The organism is Dethiosulfatarculus sandiegensis (assembly GCF_000931935.2).
GTDB lineage: Bacteria > Desulfobacterota > Desulfarculia > Desulfarculales > Desulfarculaceae > Dethiosulfatarculus > Dethiosulfatarculus sandiegensis.
Genome location: NZ_AZAC01000021.1, coordinates 39,162 through 56,103, shown reverse-complemented (window position 1 = coordinate 56,103; position 16,942 = coordinate 39,162). Strand labels below are relative to the sequence as shown.

Genomic DNA, 16,942 nt, shown 5'->3' with positions numbered 1-16,942 from the left:
CCCCCATGCCTTTTAAAGGCATGGGGGACTGCACCCGTTCTTCTTGGTCACCCCTTTTGGATACCGCCTTTAGGCGGACCCGCTTAAAAAAGGGGCACCGCCTTCGGTCCTCGCCGAATATGCGGAAATCTTCAAAACCGGTAGGTCTTCTGACTTACGGATCAACCTACTCGCCGCGCCTTCCCAACGATTTTTTTCGCCAGTGGCTTTTTAGCGGCTTTTGTCCCCGATTACAGCGGCGGGACCGCGACGGAATTACACCGTCTTCCCTTTTGATCTCTAAGCAAGTTGGTAATTCAACATGAGCGCCTAAAGAACCGGTTTTTTTATTTGCTCTCATTTTTAAAAAAAAAGGCCGGTTTGTCAATCGCCGGATTCAATATGTGCTAGTTTAAATTAAGCCTTTACTCTTCTTTCCCAGGCCTTGTCTCTTTTTGACATATTTAATTTCGGGTAAATGATAATTCCTCTTATCTTGACCTGACTACAGGTGATTATATATGGTGGAATCAATGGGAGGAGGAACTTAGAATCCGGCATGGAGGGGCCGATGGAATTTGAGCTGTCCATGGAACAGGAGATCTTGCGTAAAACCGTGCGGGACTTTGCCCGGGAAGTCATAGCACCAGTGGCGGGTGAGCTGGATGAAAAGGAGGAGTTCAGCCTTGACACCTGCCGCGCCATGGGGGAGCTGGGGCTCTTTGGCATAGTGGTGGACGAGGCTTATGGCGGCGGAGGCATGGATTATATTTCCTACATCCTGGCTGTGGAGGAGATAGCCCGGGTGGACGGTTCCCACGCCGCCACCATTGCGGCTGGAAATTCCCTGGGTATCGGGCCGCTTTTTTACTATGGAAATGAAGAGCAGAAAAGAAAATACCTGCCCGACCTTTGCACGGGCAAGGCCCTGTGGGGATTTGGCTTAACTGAACCCAACGCGGGTTCCGATGCCGGCAGCGCCGCCACGGTGGCTGTAAAAGACGGCAATGAGTGGGTGATAAACGGTTCCAAGATTTTTATCACCAATGCCAGCACTTCCATCAGCCGAGGGGTCACGGTAATGGCCCGCACCGGCACCAGGGATGATAAACATCCCGAACTGACCTGCTTTTTGGTTGAACTCGGCACTCCCGGCTTTGAGGCCAGGGAGATGCACCAAAAGCTGATGTGGCGGGGATCCAACACCAGTGAGCTTTATTTTGAAGACTGCCGGGTGCCCGCGGAAAACATGCTCGGCAAAAAGGGCAGCGGTTTTCACCAGATGCTTGAGACCCTTGACGCAGGCAGACTCTCCATCGGAGCCATGGGGGTGGGCGGGGCCCAGGGAGCTTATGACCTGGCCATGCGCTATGCCAAGGAAAGGGAGCAGTTTGGCAGGGCCATCTCTTCTTTTCAAATTAATGCCTTTAAATTGGCGGATATGGCGCTTGAGATAGAAGCTGCAAGGCTTTTACTCCACAAGGCCTGCTGGTTAAAGGACAAGCACAAGAATTTCAGCAAGCATGCCGCCATGGCCAAGCTCTTTGCCTCAGAGGTGATGGGCCGGGTGGCTGCCGAGGCGGTGCAGCTCCACGGCGGCTATGGCCTGATGAAGGAATATGATGTGGAGCGTTTTTTCCGGGACCAGAAGCTGTTAACCATTGGCGAGGGAACCAGCGAGATCCAAAGGCTGGTGATCGCCAGGTTGATTGGGGTTATATGATCTTTTCTGTTATTGTGTCCGCCTCAGGCCGGTTATTTAGTCCGCCCCAGGCCGTCCTGGCCTGAGGCTTGTGGAAAAAGCCGGGAGTGAATCCTGGCTTTTTCTCGGGCTTGCGCCCGGCAGGCCGTCCATGGCCTGCGCTTCGGTTTGGTGAATTGTTCCGGTTCGGCGGTTGCTGCTCATGTTTTGGGATGACGGCGGCTGTAGCCTGCGGCAAGGCGTGGAACCTTGTTTTTTCCAGGCAACTTTTCATGGAGCTGACCGGCTCAAGCTTAAGCTTTTTTCTTTTCCTGTCTTGTTCGATTACCGGACAGATCTCTGCCTTTTAATCCATTGAGTGACCGTCAGTCAAATAATTTAGTAATATCTATGGGCATACTTAAACCTATGGGTTTTTGGGAATGCTCTTTGCCGGTTTGAAGAAACGGCTTGCCAAGTTGGGGCTGGTTTTGGCTGGTGTGGCGGTTGGCATTGCCCTTTTTAAATTGGGTCATGGCTTGCTCATAAAAAACTCCGGGCCTTTGTTTTGTGTTTGGCAGCCTAAGCACAGCCGGGTGTCTTTGATTCCGGAGAAGGGGTTTCCGGGCCTGCAAAAAAGCGCCGAACTTAAGATCAATTCCCAAGGGTTCAGGGCGGGGGAGATGGCAAAAGACGCCTTTCCCGTGGTGCGCCCTGGGCGGCAGCACCACAGAGTGCCTGGCCCTTAATCAGGAAAAGACCTGGCCCTTTTTATTGCAGGAAAAGTTGCGCCAAAAGGGCTTTCCGGCCTGGGTTGGTAATGCGGGCATGAGCGGGCACAACATCAGGGACCACATTTTCCAGGTTGGCCTAACATCCCCGAACAGACTTGGTCATTCTTTTGTTGGGAATAAATGATCTTCTACTGCGCCTGGAACGGGATCATGATTACGACCCCGGTTATCTCAAAAGCGGCCGCCATCAAAGGCGCCAGGTGAGACGGGCCTTTTCAGTGCATCCGGACAGGTTTTTTTCCTTTCCCAAGAACTTAAAGGCCGTGCAGTTGCTGCAAAACATAAAACTGCCTTGGGTTGGGGGGAGCCCGCACAGCCTGATCCGGTGCATCCTTTTGTGCGTTGGAGAATGGCCAGGGCCAAGGCCGTTATAGTTGATCATTTGCCGGATTTGAAGCCGGGCCTGGCAGAATATGAATCCAATCTGCTGACCATCATGGCCGAGTTGAAAAGACAAGCTAAAAAGGCGCTGTTCCTCACCCAGCCCACCTTGCGGTCGAAAAACTTGACTGATTATCAGAAGAAAATGCTTTGGCTGGGTTACAAGGGGGGCAGGGGGGAAGTGAGTATTATTCCGCCGCCAGTCTGGCCCGGGGAATGGATCAGTATAACCGTCTTTTGAAAAACCTGCGCAAGCAGGAGAAATACCCCTGCCTGGACCTGGCCGAGTTGTTACCCAAAGACACCACGGTCTTTTACGATGACTGTCATTTTAATGAAGGCGGGGCTTAAAAGGTGGCCGATCTGGTGGAAGCCCGCGTAATTCCGTTGCTAAAAAAAGCCGGACATAATTAAAGACGCCTTTTCTTTTTTTGGTCAAGGCGTCCTGTTTGCTGTCTTCTCAGCTACTTTTCCGCATCGTAAAGCACCGCCAGGATGGTGGTGGGGCCTTTTCCATGGGGCTTCAACACATGGGGTTCGGTTGAGTCATAATAGATGCTGTCGCCTGGGCCCAGAACCTCCACCTTGCCGCCAATAGTCAGCTCCATCTCTCCTTCCAGCACAAAGACAAACTCCTGCCCTTCATGACTGGAGGGCTCCACATCCATGCCCTGGTCGGTAAGGGTGACCATGACCGGTTCCATGGCCCGGTTGGCCTTGTCCGGGGCCAGACTGTGGTAGGAATAACCATAGCTGGTCTGGCGTGTGTCGGGATAGCGGCTCATGGCCCTTCGTTGGCCCTTGCGCACCACACTGTAGGCCTTGTCGCTTTTACTGCTGATAAAGGCCCCCATTTTCATATCCAGCGCCTTGCCCAGCTTCACCAGAATGCCGAGAGGAGGATTGACCCGGCCTTGTTCGATTTCATGCAGATAGGCCTGGTCCAGTCCTGTGCGCCTGGCTATATCCAGCATTGACAAGCCCTTTTCCAGGCGCAGGTCCCTGATCCTCTGTCCCATGGGCAGATCTTCCTGAATCTGTTGCTCATCGTGTTGAGCCACCTCGTCCACAGAACGCAGAAAATCGTTTTCCTGGGATGTTCCCACATAGTCACGGGCCTTGCCTGGTTTTTTGTTTTGCTCGTCACTGGCCATGAGTTAATCCTCCCTGGCGGGTTCATCCTGTTTTAGCCGGCCGACAGTCATGATGGGGTGAGCCAAGGGCGTTGCCCCCGGAAAAGACGCTTCCATTTTAGTCTTTCATTTCAAAAAGTCCCCGGGACTGCTTGGGCATGGTGTTTAGCCTATTTGCTAAAATAATCGGCCATCGGCTCTCAGGTCAACCTGAAGACCGGGTAAACCTCTCTTTTATGTGGTCTATTTTGGAGGCTAGAACCCGATTGGGAAGGAATTTTTTATCTAAGCAACATCAATTGCAGGGTAATTCAGATTGTAAAAGCCTTGGCTAAAGGGCCGGAAACCAAGATGTGGGTTGACTTCCGGCCCTGGTTATTCCTGTTTAAAAAGGCTATAGAGCTTCCAGTACCTTTTCCAGGGTTTCAGGGGTGTCAAAGTTAAGCACCCGCACCTGTTTGGTGGTCTTCTTGATCAGACCGGTCAATACGGTCTTGGGACCGGCTTCAATAAAGGTGTCTATACCCTGGTCCATCAGTGCGTTTACAGTCTGCACCCATCTCACCGGCGAGGTGAGTTGCTCTTTTAATTGAGCCTTGATCTCGTCGGCCTGGTCGGTGGGAGCGCCTGTGGTGTTGGGGGCCAAAAGACGGGCCGGGTCAGTAAAAGAAACCTGTTCTATGGCCTGTTCCATGTCTTTTTTGGCGTCTGCCATCAAGGGGCTGTGCCAGGCGCCGCTCACCTTGAGGGGAATGGCCTTGCCGCCTTTTTCCTTGGCCAGGTCGGAAGCTTGCTTCACCGCCTCCCTAAGCCCCGTGATTACAGTCTGGGCGGGTGAGTTATAGTTGGCCGGCTGCACCACTCCGTCTATGTCTTCGGTGATCTCGGCCACCTGCTCAGGGGAAAGGCCCATAATCGCGGCCATGGCCCCGGGATTGGCCTCTGCGTCCCTGTTCATGAGTTTGCCCCTTAATGCCGCCAGCTCTATGCACTTGGCGTTATCAAGGGCGCCTGCGGCCACCAATGCCGGGTACTCGCCCAGGGAGTGACCGGCAACCGCCTTGACCTCCAGCCCTTTTTTCAAAAGGGCCTGCCAGCAGATGAGATCCACCGCCACCACCGAGGGCTGCAGGTTCACGGTGAGGGTTAGTTCATCCATGGGGCCTTCAAAGCAAAGCTTTTTAATGGGAAGCCCGCTTGCCTCCTCGGCCTGGGTCATGATCTTGGCTGCTTCAGCAGAGGCCTGGCAAAAGGCCTGCCCCATGCCTACATATTGGGAACCTTGTCCCGGAAAAACTACTGCCACGTTGGCCATGGCTTATTACCTTTCTTGTATTGGTTGTAAAACTCCGTGTGCCTGGGTGTGCCCGGAGTTAAAGCCCATGAAAAGGGCTTATGTGCAATTATCCAACACCCGGCAAACTCAATCAAAATGAGTCTTTCAGGGTGGGTCAAATCTAACCTGCCCATGGAGAAGTGTCAACGATGCCCGCCTTGGGCGAAAAGAAGCTCAATCAGTCAAGACCCTTAGGTCCAAATCTTCAGGGTTTGAAATAACCCTTTGGAACCACGGTGATTCCACGTTCCGTAACCTTGAAGCGCTTTCTGTCCTCAAGGGGATTCAAACCGATTTTTTCTCCCTGGGGCAGGTGGTTTTGTTTATCTATTATGGCCTTTTTGACCTGGCAGTTGCGGCCTATGATCACATTGTCCATGATCACGCTTTCATCCACTTCGGACCAGGATTGAACCACTACATTGGTCGATAGAACCGAGTTGCGGACCACTGCGCCCGAGATTATGCAGCCCTGACCAACCAGCGAGTCCAGTGCCTTGCCCACCCTGGTTGAATTGAAACTTTCCTGGGAATGGACAAACTTGGCCGGCGGGAACTGACGCTGATAGGTGCGTATGGGCCACAATTGGCCATAGAGGTTGAAAAAGGGGTTGGTTCCGCAAAGATCCATATTGGCGTTCCAGTAGGCGTCTAGGTTGCCCACGTCCCGCCAGTAGCCCGAATCAGGCATGCACTTGGTCCTGACCTTTACCCTTTGACCGTTTTTTTTAGTCACAAAGGTATAGTCGCTGATGACATTGTGGGCCCGGTAGGGATAGGCCCTGACCTTGTAACGCCCCAACAGGGCGGGAATGATGTCATGGCCGAAATCCATGCCCGGCATGTCTTTGAGGATTTTTAAAAGCACTCTTTTTTTGAAAATATAAATCCCCATGCTGGCCAGGGCATGGCCTTCATCCCCCGGGATGGGGGGCGGGTTGGATGGTTTTTCCATGAATCCCTGAATGCTGAATTCAGGGTTGACCTGCACCACTCCATAGTCCTTGGCCTGCTCCCTGTCCACCTCGACCACGCTTATGGTTACATCCGCCCCAAAGCGTTTGTGATAGCGGGCAAACAGGTTGTAGTTCATTTTGCAGACATGATCGCCGCTTAAGATCAGCACATCGCTTATGGATTCGTCTCTTTCAAGGAGGTAGGCATTGTGGCGCACGGAATCCGCCGTGCCCCGATACCAGGATTCTCCCAGGCGCATCTGGGGGCTCACAATGCGCAGGTAATGACCCAGGGCAAAGGAAAAGATGTTCCAGCCCGCCTCCAGGTGGTCCACCAGAGACTGGCTTTTGTATTGGGGCAGGACCATGATTTTATAGATCCCGCTGTTGATGCAGTTGCTCAAGGTTATATCAACCAAACGGTAGGTGCCCCCAAAGGGGACGGACGGTTTTGAACGATCTCGGGTAAGTGGGCTTAACCTCTCGCCTTTACCGCCGGCCATGATGATGGCCAATATCCGTGCCATTTGATTTTACCTTTCAGCCGAGTTTGTCTTTCCGCTTTATTTCTATTGGTTTTTCTTCCACAAAAAAGCGCTGATAAACCTTGAGCAGGGAGAGCAGAAGGGCCAGAACCAATGGCCCCAGTATAAGCCCCACCACCCCGAACAGGCTTATTCCGCCAAGCACACTGAAGAAGGTCAGCAAGGGATGGAGGTTGGCCTGGCCGGCTATCAGCCGGGGCCTCAGAATATTGTCACAGGTGAGGCCTGCCAAAAGGCACCAGATCATCATGCCTATGGACCCGGCCACATGGCCGGTGAGAATGAGGTAGGTTCCGGCCGGGGCCCAGACCAGGGCCGTGCCGATCAACGGCACCACCGAGGCAAAAACCATAACCGTGCCCCAGAAGAGCGCGTTTGGCACACCAAAGATATAAAAGCCCATCCCCCCGGCCAGGCCCTGGATCATGGCCAGAACCACGGTTCCTTTTAAAGTGGCCCTCAGGCTGCTTAAAATATCGGATTTGATTTTTTGGTTCATACCCTTGGGCAAGGGAGAGAGGGCAATGAGTTTCTCGCCCATGGCCTCGCCGTCCATGAGCAGGAAAAAGGTGACAAAAAGCACCAGGGCCGTGCCGATAAGAAGACTGGTGACTCTCCTCAACAGCCCGGTGAGGTTGGCGTATAAAAGGTTGCTCACCTCCCGCACCAACTCGCCCACATATTCCAGCACATCTGTCTGTTCAAGGCCCAGGCGTTCTTCCAGCTCGACAAGGTAAGGCGTAAGCCTGCCCAGGCCGTCGCGCACGGTTTGTTGAAGCTGATCATTGATCAGCATATGGCTCACTGTGTTGTAAAGGTCAAGCGCCTGGCTGGTGATTATGCCTGCCAAGAGGAAAAATGGCACTGCCAGGATGATAAAGATCACAATGCAGGCCATAGCCGAGGCCAAGGCCCTTTTGCCCTTGAAAAGTTTTTCAAAATAGGCGTAGAGCGGGGCAAAGGCCACAACCAGAACTACGGCCAAAAAGATCTGAACCAGAAAAGGCTCCACCAGAAGATAGCCCAGGTAGACCATGAATAAGATGCAGACTGTAAAGAACCAGCGTGTCCAGGTGTTGTCAAAGGGCCTGGGATCGGCGCCATGGGGCATGAGCATCTCCAAAAGCCGCCTTAAAGGCGCGAGAGGCGGCAGCAGGCTAAAAGGATAATCCAAAAAGAGGAAAGAATGGCCGCGTTTAAAGGCGGCCAGTTTTATCTTTCCGGCAAAGGCTTCCCGAATTTTACCGGATGCTGATTACTCAAACTTTGTTACTGCCAATCAGCCGAAATTACGCTTAATGGGTGATGTTCGCGATCCCGCACTCTGTTTGCCCCAATGGGGGCCCAAAAAGGGCTGACTTTTCCGGGGTGTTTGAAAAGCGTCGGTTTTTCGGGGGCGCTTTAACAGCCCGTTAACGGGCCGCTCGTGAGCGGTCTGTTTTTTTTGTTTTATTATATGCGTTTTAAGTTGTACTCCCAAGTCAAAATCATGCGGCAACCTTAAGTTGCCGCCTTAAAAACCCTGTGCTAGCATGAGCATATTTCCAAATTGTTTTTCGGGAGGGGGCCGATGCTTTCGCCCCGCAGAATGGGTGAACTTTTAAGGCACGCCAAGCGCAACGAAGAGATTTTGAAGCGCTTGGACGAGGTGGAATTCCTCCTCTTGGGCAGGCACGGCCTTGACCAGCTTTTGCCTGACCTCTGCCGCACCATAAGCGAGGTCTATAATCTGGAGGCCGTCACCGTGGTCCTTTGCCGGGATCACAAGCGTTTATGGCGCATTTTAGGCGGCCCCCGGAACAAGCCCCTGCCTGCTAATTGTTTTTGGCGCAGCAGAAAGGATTTGAGGATAATTCTCTCGGATTTGGAGCGTCCCTTTTTATGCAACCGGGTGGGCAGGGAACTGATAGAGACTTTTTTTCCGGAAAGCCCTAAACCGGCCTCCATGGGAGTTTTGCCCCTTTGGTCCAGGGGGGATTTTTTGGGGGCGCTTTGCCTGGGAAGCGGCTCTCTTAAGCGGTATGAGCCCGGGCTTGAGACGGATTTTCTTTCCCGCCTGGGGCGCAAGATCGCAATTGGCATGGAAACCTGTCTGGTTATGGACGAGTCCAGGGGCATGGAGCGGCGAGAGGCTGCCCTGGAGATGGCAGGGGCCGCGTGTCACGAATTGGCCCAGCCGGTGACCACTTTGACTCTTATGATAGATAAACTGTTGCGCACCTCGTCTCAGGAAAACCCCCTGTATCAGAGCCTTATACAGTTGTCCCGGGAAGTGGACAAGGTAGGCTCCTTGGTGCACCGCATAAGTCAGGTGAGTGAATATGTGACCAAACCCTATGCTCAGGGAATGAAGATAATAGATGTTGACGCGGCCGCGGGCAACAGCGGCCCTGAAATGCAAAAAGAGGTGGATAAATGAGTTATATTACCAAAGATGATTGTCTCTTCTGCAAGATCGTGGCCGGTGAGATCCCCTGCCACAAGGTATATGAGGATGACAAGACCCTGGCCTTTGCCGATATCAGCCCGGCAACCAAGGGGCACACCCTGGTGATCTCCAAGAACCACGCTGAAAACCTTTTGGAGATTGCTTCCGATGATCTTGCCGCGGTTCACATGACCAGTAAAAAGGTGGCCCGGGCGGCCAAGGACGCCCTGGGTTGTGACGGCGTCTCCATCCTTCAGCTGAATGGAGAGGCCTCCGGCCAGGTTGTCATGCATTATCATGTGCATGTCATTCCCCGTATGAATGACGACGGCCTGCCCCTGGGGCACGCTTCCGAGAGAAAACCCCAGACCGAAGGCCTGGAAGAGACCGCAAAGGCCATTTCCCAGGCGATCAAGTAACGGGTCATTGTTAATAAACAAGGCTCTGCCCCCTTAGCCGAACAGCTAAAGGGGCAGAGCCTTGTTTTACCGTAAACTGCCATAGGGCCCCTGGGGGTCACAAAACAGCGATAAGTTTTAGTCCTCTTCCTGCAGCTTCCGGTCCAGCACCTGGGCCACCTTTTCGCCGCTTAAAAGCATGCCGCCAAAGACAGGTCCCATGCGGTGGGCGCCAAAGACCGCGTTGGCGCACATGCCGGCTGTGTACACGCCCGGGAAGGCCTCTTTGGTGTTCTCGATGGTGGTGGACTCGGCCACTTCGGCCCACAGGGAACGCTCGCCGATCACCTTGCCGGTGTCGGTGGAGAGCTTGGCATCCACCTTCTTGGAGATCACGTTCAACACCTCGGCCGGGTGGCCGGTGGCGTCGATGGTATAGCGGGCTCGCAGGGTCAGGGGATCCACGTGCAGTCCGGCCATCTCAACGGGAGACCAGTTGATCACCAGGCCGTTGACCCTGTTATCCCGGACCATAACGTCTTCCACAGTGATCAGGTTGAAGACGGAAAGACCGGCCAGGGTGGCCTTGGAGGTTAAAGTGGAGGTGGAAACAACGCTGTCGGCCGTGTAGTAGCCTTCCACATATTCGCGGCAGGGAATGCCGAATTCATCTAGGATGCGCTTGGCTTCTTCCTGCACAACAATTTCATTCATCATCATTCCGCCGCCCCACATGCCGCCTCCGATGGAGAGCTTGCGTTCGAACATGGCGACGTTATAGCCTTTTTTGGCCAGGTAATAACCCGCCACCAAGCCCGAGGGACCACCGCCCACAATAGCCACGTCCAGGTCCAGGTTGGCGTGGAGCTTTTCCATGTAGCGATCGATAATGGCTCTGGTGATGGTTACTTCATCCAGCATGATGCTTTTCCTTTCCGAAGGGCCAATAGAAAAAGGACCGGCCCTTCAGGGAATCCGGCCCTCAATATAATGCGGGTCACGGATTGCTTCCCTGCGTTGGGATTATCCAACAGGTTCAAGGGGTCTCTACCGGCCTATCCGGCATACTCTCAGCCTCCCAAAGGAAGCTCCCCCAGCAATCGGTTTTTTAAGCATGACAAAAAACCCTTGGAGTGCCTATGGTTGTTTTGGCAAAGGGGTTTGGGTCAGCTTGACTTTTTTTCCGCCTTTTTTAATTTCCGCCCTGATCTGCGGGCTTGGTAAAAAAAAATATTTTTTGACGGATAAGTGACTTGCATACTCCCCAAATAGTTTTGTGTCAACAAGTTTGGCTGTTTCAACTGAAAAAGGGCCGATATCCGGATTCAGGGCGTTTTTGTTTCAAATCCCTTTTTATCCTGTTGGCCAATGTCGTTTAAAAATAATCTCCAAAGTAGGACATTTGGAAAAAAAATAAATTACCCGAGGTGGTTGCTTGCTTGGCACGTCTTGTTAGTTGGCCCCACGCTTGCTATGATTAACCCAGGCTGGGCACACTGGGGAGAGCTGCTCTGAAAAAAGGCTCCCTGTTGAAATCAGGCCCTTTTTTGTTGCGGGGGAGCTGGGCTGCTCCGAGAAAATCGGCGCCCCGAAAAGCCCTGCTTCGAGTGGGAGATTTAAAGATGGCAAATAAAAGGCGGCGCACAAGGGTTAATTTTGCGGCCAAGGCCGACGTCAATGTGACCGGGGCTCAACTGTTGGATCTGACTACCAGGGATCTGAGCCACAAAGGCGTGTTTGTACTTGGATCCCATCCCCTTACAGTAGGGCAACAATGTACGGTCACTATTCGCCTTGTGGATGATCCTGCTTCAGATGTTGAGCTGTTCATGGAGGGAAAGGTCGCCCGAAGCACGGTTGATGGCACTGCTATTGACTTTGTTTCCATGGATCCAGATACTTACATGCACCTACGCAATCTGGTGCTATTAAATTCCCCCAATCCGGATGAGGCGGCCAGCGAGTTTTCAAAGCCGGCCTTTGACCCCAGTAGTGAGAAAGACTGAAAATATTCAGGCCCTTTCTTAAAATCAGGTGGATTTTTAGGGGGGTCTTTTTTATGTATACTGTCAGGGGTTTAATCCTGACAGTTTGTACGGATGCCTGAAAACGGCCTTTTTCCCGGATTTGACAACTGGAGGCCTGCCCATGGGGCCGGGGACTTTTAAAGGGTTCGTCCCGGGCACGTCATCCTGTTTTTTTGGATAACTAAAACGCAGTTCTCCTGGAGAATAACATGGAGCTTTGTGAAAAGATCAAAAAGGTGCAGCCTTCTCCGACTTTGGCGGTTACAGCCAAGGCGGCCGAGTTGAAGGCAAGTGGTGTTGACGTGATCAGTTTTGGCGGTGGAGAACCGGATTTCCCCACTCCGGCTCATATTCGCCAAGCGGCTATCGATGCCATTAATGAGAGCTTCACCCGTTACACGGCAGTGCCGGGCATCCCCGAGTTGCGGGCCGCGGTGGTGGAAAAATTCAAAAGGGATAACGGGCTTGACTATTCCGTTGACCAGGTGATGGTCAACGTGGGAGCCAAACATTCCGGTTACCTGGTTCTGCAGGCGCTTTTGAATGCCGGTGACGAAGTTGTGGTGCCGGCACCCTATTGGGTCTCCTATCCTCCCATGGTGATTTTGGCCGGTGGAGAGCCGGTTATTGTCAATTGCCGGGAAGAGGATGACTTCAAGCTCACGCCAAAGGATCTCGAGGCCGCCATCACCCCCCGCACCAAGGCCCTGATACTGAACTCGCCCAGCAACCCCATTGGCTGCGTTTACACAGCTGATGAGATTAAAGCCCTGGCCACCATCTGCGCCGATGCCGGGGTGCTTGTGATCAGCGACGAAATCTATGAAACCTGCGTGTTTTCAGACGGTCCCAAGTTCGTCTCCACCGCAAGTTTAAGCGACAAAATCTATGAAAACACCGTAACCATCAACGGCGTTTCCAAAGCCTATGCCATGACCGGCTGGCGCATCGGCTACATGGCCGGCCCTCAGTCCTTGATAGCCGCCTGCTCCAAGTTGCAGGGTCAGTCCACTTCCAACCCCAACTCCGTGGCCCAAAAGGCCGCCCTGGCCGCCCTTACCGGTCCGCAGGACGAAGTGGCCAAGATGACCGCCTCTTATGAACAAAGGCGGGACTACATCGTAAAGAGGCTTTTGGAGATAGAGGGGGTCAGCTGCACTCCGCCCAAGGGAGCTTTTTACGCCTTCCCCAATATGAGTGTATTTTACGGTAAAAAGTTCGGGAACAAGGTTATTGAGGGATCGGTTGACCTTTCGGCCTATCTCATGGAAGAGGCCCATGTGGCCACAGTTCCCGGCGCGGCCTTTGGTCAGGATAAATGCGTGCGTTTCAGCTTTGTGACCGCCCCGGACCAGATCGAGAAGGGCATGGACCGTTTGGTCGAGGCTCTGGGCGCCCTGGTCTGACAGTTATCGAAATGGTTGAGACTGGGAGGGGCAGGCTTTCGGCTTGTTCCTCCCTTTTTATTTGGCCCGGCTAAAAAAAACAAACCTTGAAAACCGGTGCGACGGCTTCAATCCTTGGAAAATCCGCAGGAAGAGCGATTTTTAATTATAATTTTAGAGATTTTAAATAGTTAGACGAGATAATGACTTGACACACCACAACATGTCTCCGATTAAAGGAGCTGCCAAGTGTATGGATATGGATTGCGCGTCCGGGCAGGGCATCCCTGCCCGGAACCAGCCTGGAATATGTTTACGATCCCATTTACAAGATGGGGCCGAATACGTATTGCTATCTGCGGCCAGCGGCGCGCTTGCTCGCTTTGATGGGGTTGAGCTTAACCTCTTTGACTTCGCTCTGATCCTTGACATGGGTGGCGAAGTTGCAGATGCCGTAGCGCCATTTGGATGCCGGGTCAGGATAGGTGGTGCAGTAGAAAAGGTCACCTACTTGCACGGCGCGGGCGCAGCCTTCACAGGCTTCAACCGCCGGATGACAGGTGCCGCCATTGTAGCTGCAACCGTTTTCAGTCATGAAAGCGCATTCCATACCTTCTCTGGTGGTGGTGCACAACATGATTGTTCTCTTCCCTTCGAGGTTCTTCCCAGTTCAACATTTTGAGGTACGGATTAAGGTAACCTGGATATGTCAACGGGCCTCTGAAATCTAAACACAAGATAAGGGCCCGGCCTCAATGAGCCGGGCCCCACACAACTGAGCGCGTATTTTGAAGGCAGCCCCTGATTCTGTCAAGAATATTTCTAAAAAAATGTTACTCAAGTGCGGGATTAAGCCGCAAGGCCCAGGCCAGGGGCATGAAAACAGCCAGAAAAGCAAGGCAAAACAGGGCCAAGCGTGGTATCTTGTGCCACGGGCGGAGCCATTCGGCCCCGCCTTGACAAATCTCCGGCTCTGCCGTAGATCAAAATAGTTTTGCGTTTGAATGAATAATGAGTCCGCTTCCCGAAAGAATTTCACCTTTATTACAAGGAAGCGGAGATGAAAGGAGCTTCCCCGTGGGCCGGGATTCTGGTCAGAAAAGCTCAAAAAAGAAAGATGTTGAACAGGCCTCCAAGGACGAGAACTTTTTGATTCGTCAGCGCCGTAAAAAAGCGGAGGATCTTAAAGAGCTGGGAGTGCCTCTTTTCCCGAATACCTTCCGTCCCAGAGACCAGATCGGTGATCTAAGGGCCCGCTACGACCGCATGGACACGGCCCGGTTAGACGCCATGGCCGAGACTAAATTCATGGTCGCCGGCCGGGTTATGGCGCTCAGGTCCTTTGGCAAGGCCGCCTTCTTAAAGATAAAGGATCGCACAGGCGAGATTCAGTGCCATGTGCAGCGCGATGTGGTGGGGACTGAATCCTACAAGGCCTTTAAAAAATATGAGGTCGGCGATATTATCGGAGTCAAGGGACCGCTTTTCCGCACCAGGACCCAGGAACTCACCATAAAAGTGGAAGAGGTCCAGCTGGTGACCAAGAGCTATCGCTCCCTGCCGGAAAAATTCCATGGCCTGACCGATGTGGAGCTGCGCTATCGCCAGCGCTATGTGGACCTCATCATGAATCAGACCACCAGGGATATATTCCACGCCCGCTCCAAGATTATCTCCACCATAAGATCATTCTTCAGCGAGAATAACTTCATGGAGGTGGAGACCCCCATGATGCAGGTGATCCCCGGCGGAGCCACTGCCCGGCCTTTTGAGACCTATCATAATGCCCTGGGCATGAAGATGTATATGAGGGTGGCGCCGGAGCTATACCTGAAGAGGTTGGTGGTGGGCGGTCTGGAAAGGGTTTATGAACTCAACAGGAACTTCAGGAACGAAGGCATCAGCCTGAGGCATAACCCTGAGTTCACCATGGTTGAGTTCTATATGGCCTATGCCTCTTATGAAGACCTCATGAGCTTCACGGAAGACCTGATCGGCCTTTGCGCCCAGGCGGTTAAGGGGACCTTGAAGTTCGAGTACCAGGGCAAGGAAATCGATCTTACTCCTCCCTGGCAGAACCTGGATTTCCGTTCCAGCCTCATTGAGATCGGCGGCGCTCCGCCCGAGGTGCTCTTTGACGAGGAAAAGGCCATGGCCCTGGCCAGGGAGCTGGGCGGCCAGTTCAAGCCTGAGGACGGCCTGGGCAAGGCGCTCGACAAACTCTTTGAGGTGCTGGTTGAACCCAAACTCTGGCAGCCCACCTTTGTAACCGGCTATCCCCTGGAGATATCTCCCTTGAGTCGTAAAAACGACCTGGATCCGGATATTGTGGACCGGTTCGAGTTCTTTGTGGCCGGTCGCGAGATGGGCAACGGTTTCAGCGAGCTGAATGACCCGGATGACCAGAGGGGCCGCTTTGAGGATCAAGCCGCCCAGCGTTCGGCCGGGGACAAGGAAGCCCAGTTCATGGATAAAGACTATGTCAGGGCCCTTGAGTACGGCATGCCTCCCACTGCGGGCGAGGGAATCGGCATAGACCGACTGGTTATGCTCCTCACCGACCAGCCCAGCATCAGAGAGGTTATTTTGTTCCCCCTGCTCAGGCCAGAGAACGATTGATGCGGTTTGAGGTCCTGATCGCCCTGCGTTATCTGCGCGCCCGGCGTAAAAAGACCTTTGTTTCACTGATTTCGCTTCTTTCCATGGCCGGAGTGGCTCTGGGTGTGGCTGCCCTGATCGTCGTGTTGAGCGTGATGGGCGGCTTTGAAACTGAGATAAGGCGCGCCATCTTAGGGCAGAACGCCCATGTCCACGTCTACAGGGTGGGCAGGGCCATGACTGATTTTGATAAGGTCATGACCGCCTGCCTGGCTGATCCGGAGGTGGTGGCCGCGGCTCCTTTTGTGCATGGCCAGGTGATGGTGGTTTCGGATTACGGGGCCACAGGCGGACTTATGCGCGGCCTTAGTGTGGATAAAGCACTTAAGGTGATGAATATCGAGCAAACTATTAAAAGCGGTTCTTTCAAAGACCTGACTCCTCCCTGGCCCGAGGGCATTCCCGGGGTGGTGATCGGTAAGGCCATGGCCAGGCAACTAGGCGCGGGCCTTGGCAGCGTAATTAATATTATTAATCCCTTGGGGGAAGACACCCCGGTTGGGCGCATCCCCAAAAGCGAACCCTTTCGGGTGGTGGGGCTTTTTCATTCCGGCCTGCATCAATACGACGCCAGCGTAATCTACACCAGCCTCAGGGCGGCTCAGGATCTGATGGATCTGGGGGGGGCGGTAAACGGAGTGGACCTTAAGGTGAAAGATATTTTCCAGGCCGAAAAGGTCGGGAGAAGTGTGGGCGGCAAGCTGGGGCCGGGCTACTACACCAGAGACTGGATGAGCAATAACCAAAGCCTGTTTGCCGCGCTTAAACTGGAAAAATTCGGCATGTTCGTGGTGCTGATTCTGATAGTTGTGGTGGCGGCCTTTGGCATTGTCAGTTCTCTGGTGATGCTGGTAATGGAGAAAAGTAAGGATATAGCCATATTGAAGGCTATGGGCGCAACCGCCGCCAGTATCAGGCGCATCTTCACCATAGAAGGCCTCATAGTAGGCTTTTGGGGCACTTTTTTAGGGCTTTGGGGAGGCCTGGGCCTTTGTTGGCTTTTGTCCCGCTATCAGTTTATAGACCTGCCTAAAAATGTGTATCCCATGAATACCATGCCTGTGCAGGTTGAACCGCACATTGTGGCCATAGTGGCGGTCTCCGCAGTTCTTATCTGCCTTCTGGCCACGTTGTATCCCGCCAGAAACGCCGGTAAGACAGATCCTGTGGAGGCGTTGCGTTACGAATGAATTTAGGATTGGCTAAAAAGCCTCTTCATAATAAAATTACCTGCCGGGAGC

16 protein-coding genes and 2 riboswitches are annotated in these 16,942 nt (G+C 53.2%); of the genes, 9 read left to right on the top strand and 7 right to left on the bottom strand.

The genetic code is table 11. The annotated features are described in order from the left end of the window. Positions 1 to 122: 122 nt before the first annotated feature. A riboswitch (cobalamin riboswitch) is annotated at positions 123 to 332 on the bottom strand. 218 nt (positions 333 to 550) lie between these two features. After that, positions 551 to 1,702: an acyl-CoA dehydrogenase family protein gene (locus tag X474_RS15000; protein ID WP_044350023.1), complete on the top strand. Its 1,152-nt coding sequence runs from the start codon at positions 551 to 553 to the stop codon at positions 1,700 to 1,702. Between the two features lie 344 nt (positions 1,703 to 2,046). On the opposite strand, the gene X474_RS26860 is transcribed toward X474_RS15000, so the two are convergent. Beyond that, a complete protein-coding gene (locus X474_RS26860) occupies positions 2,047 to 2,196 on the bottom strand; it encodes a hypothetical protein (protein ID WP_231688337.1) in 150 nt (49 codons plus the stop codon). A 595-nt stretch (positions 2,197 to 2,791) separates the two neighbouring features. Here X474_RS26860 and X474_RS14985 point away from each other — a divergent pair. Continuing rightward, a complete protein-coding gene (locus X474_RS14985) occupies positions 2,792 to 3,076 on the top strand; it encodes a hypothetical protein (RefSeq protein ID WP_156360783.1) in 285 nt (94 codons plus the stop codon). Further along, positions 3,052 to 3,186, top strand: coding sequence for a hypothetical protein (locus tag X474_RS27065; RefSeq protein ID WP_269433196.1), 135 nt, complete (start codon positions 3,052 to 3,054; stop codon positions 3,184 to 3,186). The genes X474_RS14985 and X474_RS27065 overlap by 25 nt, the downstream gene beginning before the upstream one ends. Positions 3,187 to 3,299: 113 nt before the next feature. Here X474_RS27065 and X474_RS14980 read toward each other — a convergent pair whose 3' ends face one another. The 4 genes from X474_RS14980 to X474_RS14965 all read right to left on the bottom strand — a co-directional run bounded on the left by X474_RS14980 (position 3,300) and on the right by X474_RS14965 (position 7,916). Further along, positions 3,300 to 3,989 carry a helix-turn-helix domain-containing protein gene (locus X474_RS14980; protein WP_052515252.1) on the bottom strand — a complete coding sequence of 230 codons (690 nt, stop codon included), beginning with the start codon at positions 3,987 to 3,989 and terminating at the stop codon, positions 3,300 to 3,302. A 373-nt stretch (positions 3,990 to 4,362) separates the two neighbouring features. Further along, entirely contained in the window at positions 4,363 to 5,283 is a 921-nt protein-coding gene (gene fabD / locus X474_RS14975; protein ID WP_044350017.1) for an ACP S-malonyltransferase, read from the bottom strand. Positions 5,284 to 5,509: 226 nt separating this feature from the next. Beyond that, positions 5,510 to 6,787 carry a glucose-1-phosphate adenylyltransferase gene (locus tag X474_RS14970; protein ID WP_044350015.1) on the bottom strand — a complete coding sequence of 426 codons (1,278 nt, stop codon included), beginning with the start codon at positions 6,785 to 6,787 and terminating at the stop codon, positions 5,510 to 5,512. A 13-nt stretch (positions 6,788 to 6,800) separates the two neighbouring features. Next, entirely contained in the window at positions 6,801 to 7,916 is a 1,116-nt protein-coding gene (locus X474_RS14965) for an AI-2E family transporter (RefSeq protein WP_197282132.1), read from the bottom strand. A 459-nt stretch (positions 7,917 to 8,375) separates the two neighbouring features. Here X474_RS14965 and X474_RS14960 point away from each other — a divergent pair, with 459 nt between their 5' ends. Continuing rightward, positions 8,376 to 9,224, top strand: a complete 849-nt coding sequence (locus X474_RS14960) for a GAF domain-containing protein (RefSeq protein WP_044350013.1) — start codon at positions 8,376 to 8,378, stop codon at positions 9,222 to 9,224. After that, on the top strand, positions 9,221 to 9,652 hold the full coding sequence (locus X474_RS14955) for an HIT family protein (RefSeq protein WP_044350011.1): 432 nt from the start codon (positions 9,221 to 9,223) through the stop codon (positions 9,650 to 9,652). Before X474_RS14960 ends, X474_RS14955 begins: the two co-directional genes overlap by 4 nt. Positions 9,653 to 9,769: 117 nt before the next feature. On the opposite strand, the gene X474_RS14950 is transcribed toward X474_RS14955, so the two are convergent. Beyond that, positions 9,770 to 10,555, bottom strand: a complete 786-nt coding sequence (locus X474_RS14950) for a sulfide-dependent adenosine diphosphate thiazole synthase (protein WP_044350010.1) — start codon at positions 10,553 to 10,555, stop codon at positions 9,770 to 9,772. Positions 10,556 to 10,623: 68 nt separating this feature from the next. Beyond that, a riboswitch (TPP riboswitch) is annotated at positions 10,624 to 10,736 on the bottom strand. Between the two features lie 517 nt (positions 10,737 to 11,253). Between X474_RS14950 and X474_RS14945 the strand changes: the two genes are divergently transcribed. Both X474_RS14945 and X474_RS14940 read left to right on the top strand, forming a co-directional pair. Continuing rightward, positions 11,254 to 11,637 (top strand): PilZ domain-containing protein, encoded by a 384-nt coding sequence (locus X474_RS14945; RefSeq protein WP_156360782.1) that lies wholly within the window; start codon positions 11,254 to 11,256, stop codon positions 11,635 to 11,637. A gap of 230 nt (positions 11,638 to 11,867) precedes the next feature. Further along, entirely contained in the window at positions 11,868 to 13,064 is a 1,197-nt protein-coding gene (locus X474_RS14940) for a pyridoxal phosphate-dependent aminotransferase (protein ID WP_044350008.1), read from the top strand. 331 nt (positions 13,065 to 13,395) lie between these two features. Here X474_RS14940 and X474_RS14935 read toward each other — a convergent pair whose 3' ends face one another. Further along, the gene (locus tag X474_RS14935; protein WP_044350006.1) at positions 13,396 to 13,680 is read right to left on the bottom strand and encodes a PxxKW family cysteine-rich protein; all 285 of its coding nucleotides are present in this window, start codon (positions 13,678 to 13,680) and stop codon (positions 13,396 to 13,398) included. 440 nt (positions 13,681 to 14,120) lie between these two features. Here X474_RS14935 and lysS point away from each other — a divergent pair, with 440 nt between their 5' ends. Together lysS and X474_RS14925 are read left to right on the top strand one after the other, a co-directional pair. Then, entirely contained in the window at positions 14,121 to 15,662 is a 1,542-nt protein-coding gene (gene lysS / locus X474_RS14930; protein WP_231688336.1) for a lysine--tRNA ligase, read from the top strand. Next, complete coding sequence (locus X474_RS14925) at positions 15,662 to 16,891, top strand: lipoprotein-releasing ABC transporter permease subunit (RefSeq protein WP_044350004.1); 1,230 nt, start codon at positions 15,662 to 15,664, stop codon at positions 16,889 to 16,891. Before lysS ends, X474_RS14925 begins: the two co-directional genes overlap by 1 nt. Positions 16,892 to 16,942: the final 51 nt, after the last annotated feature.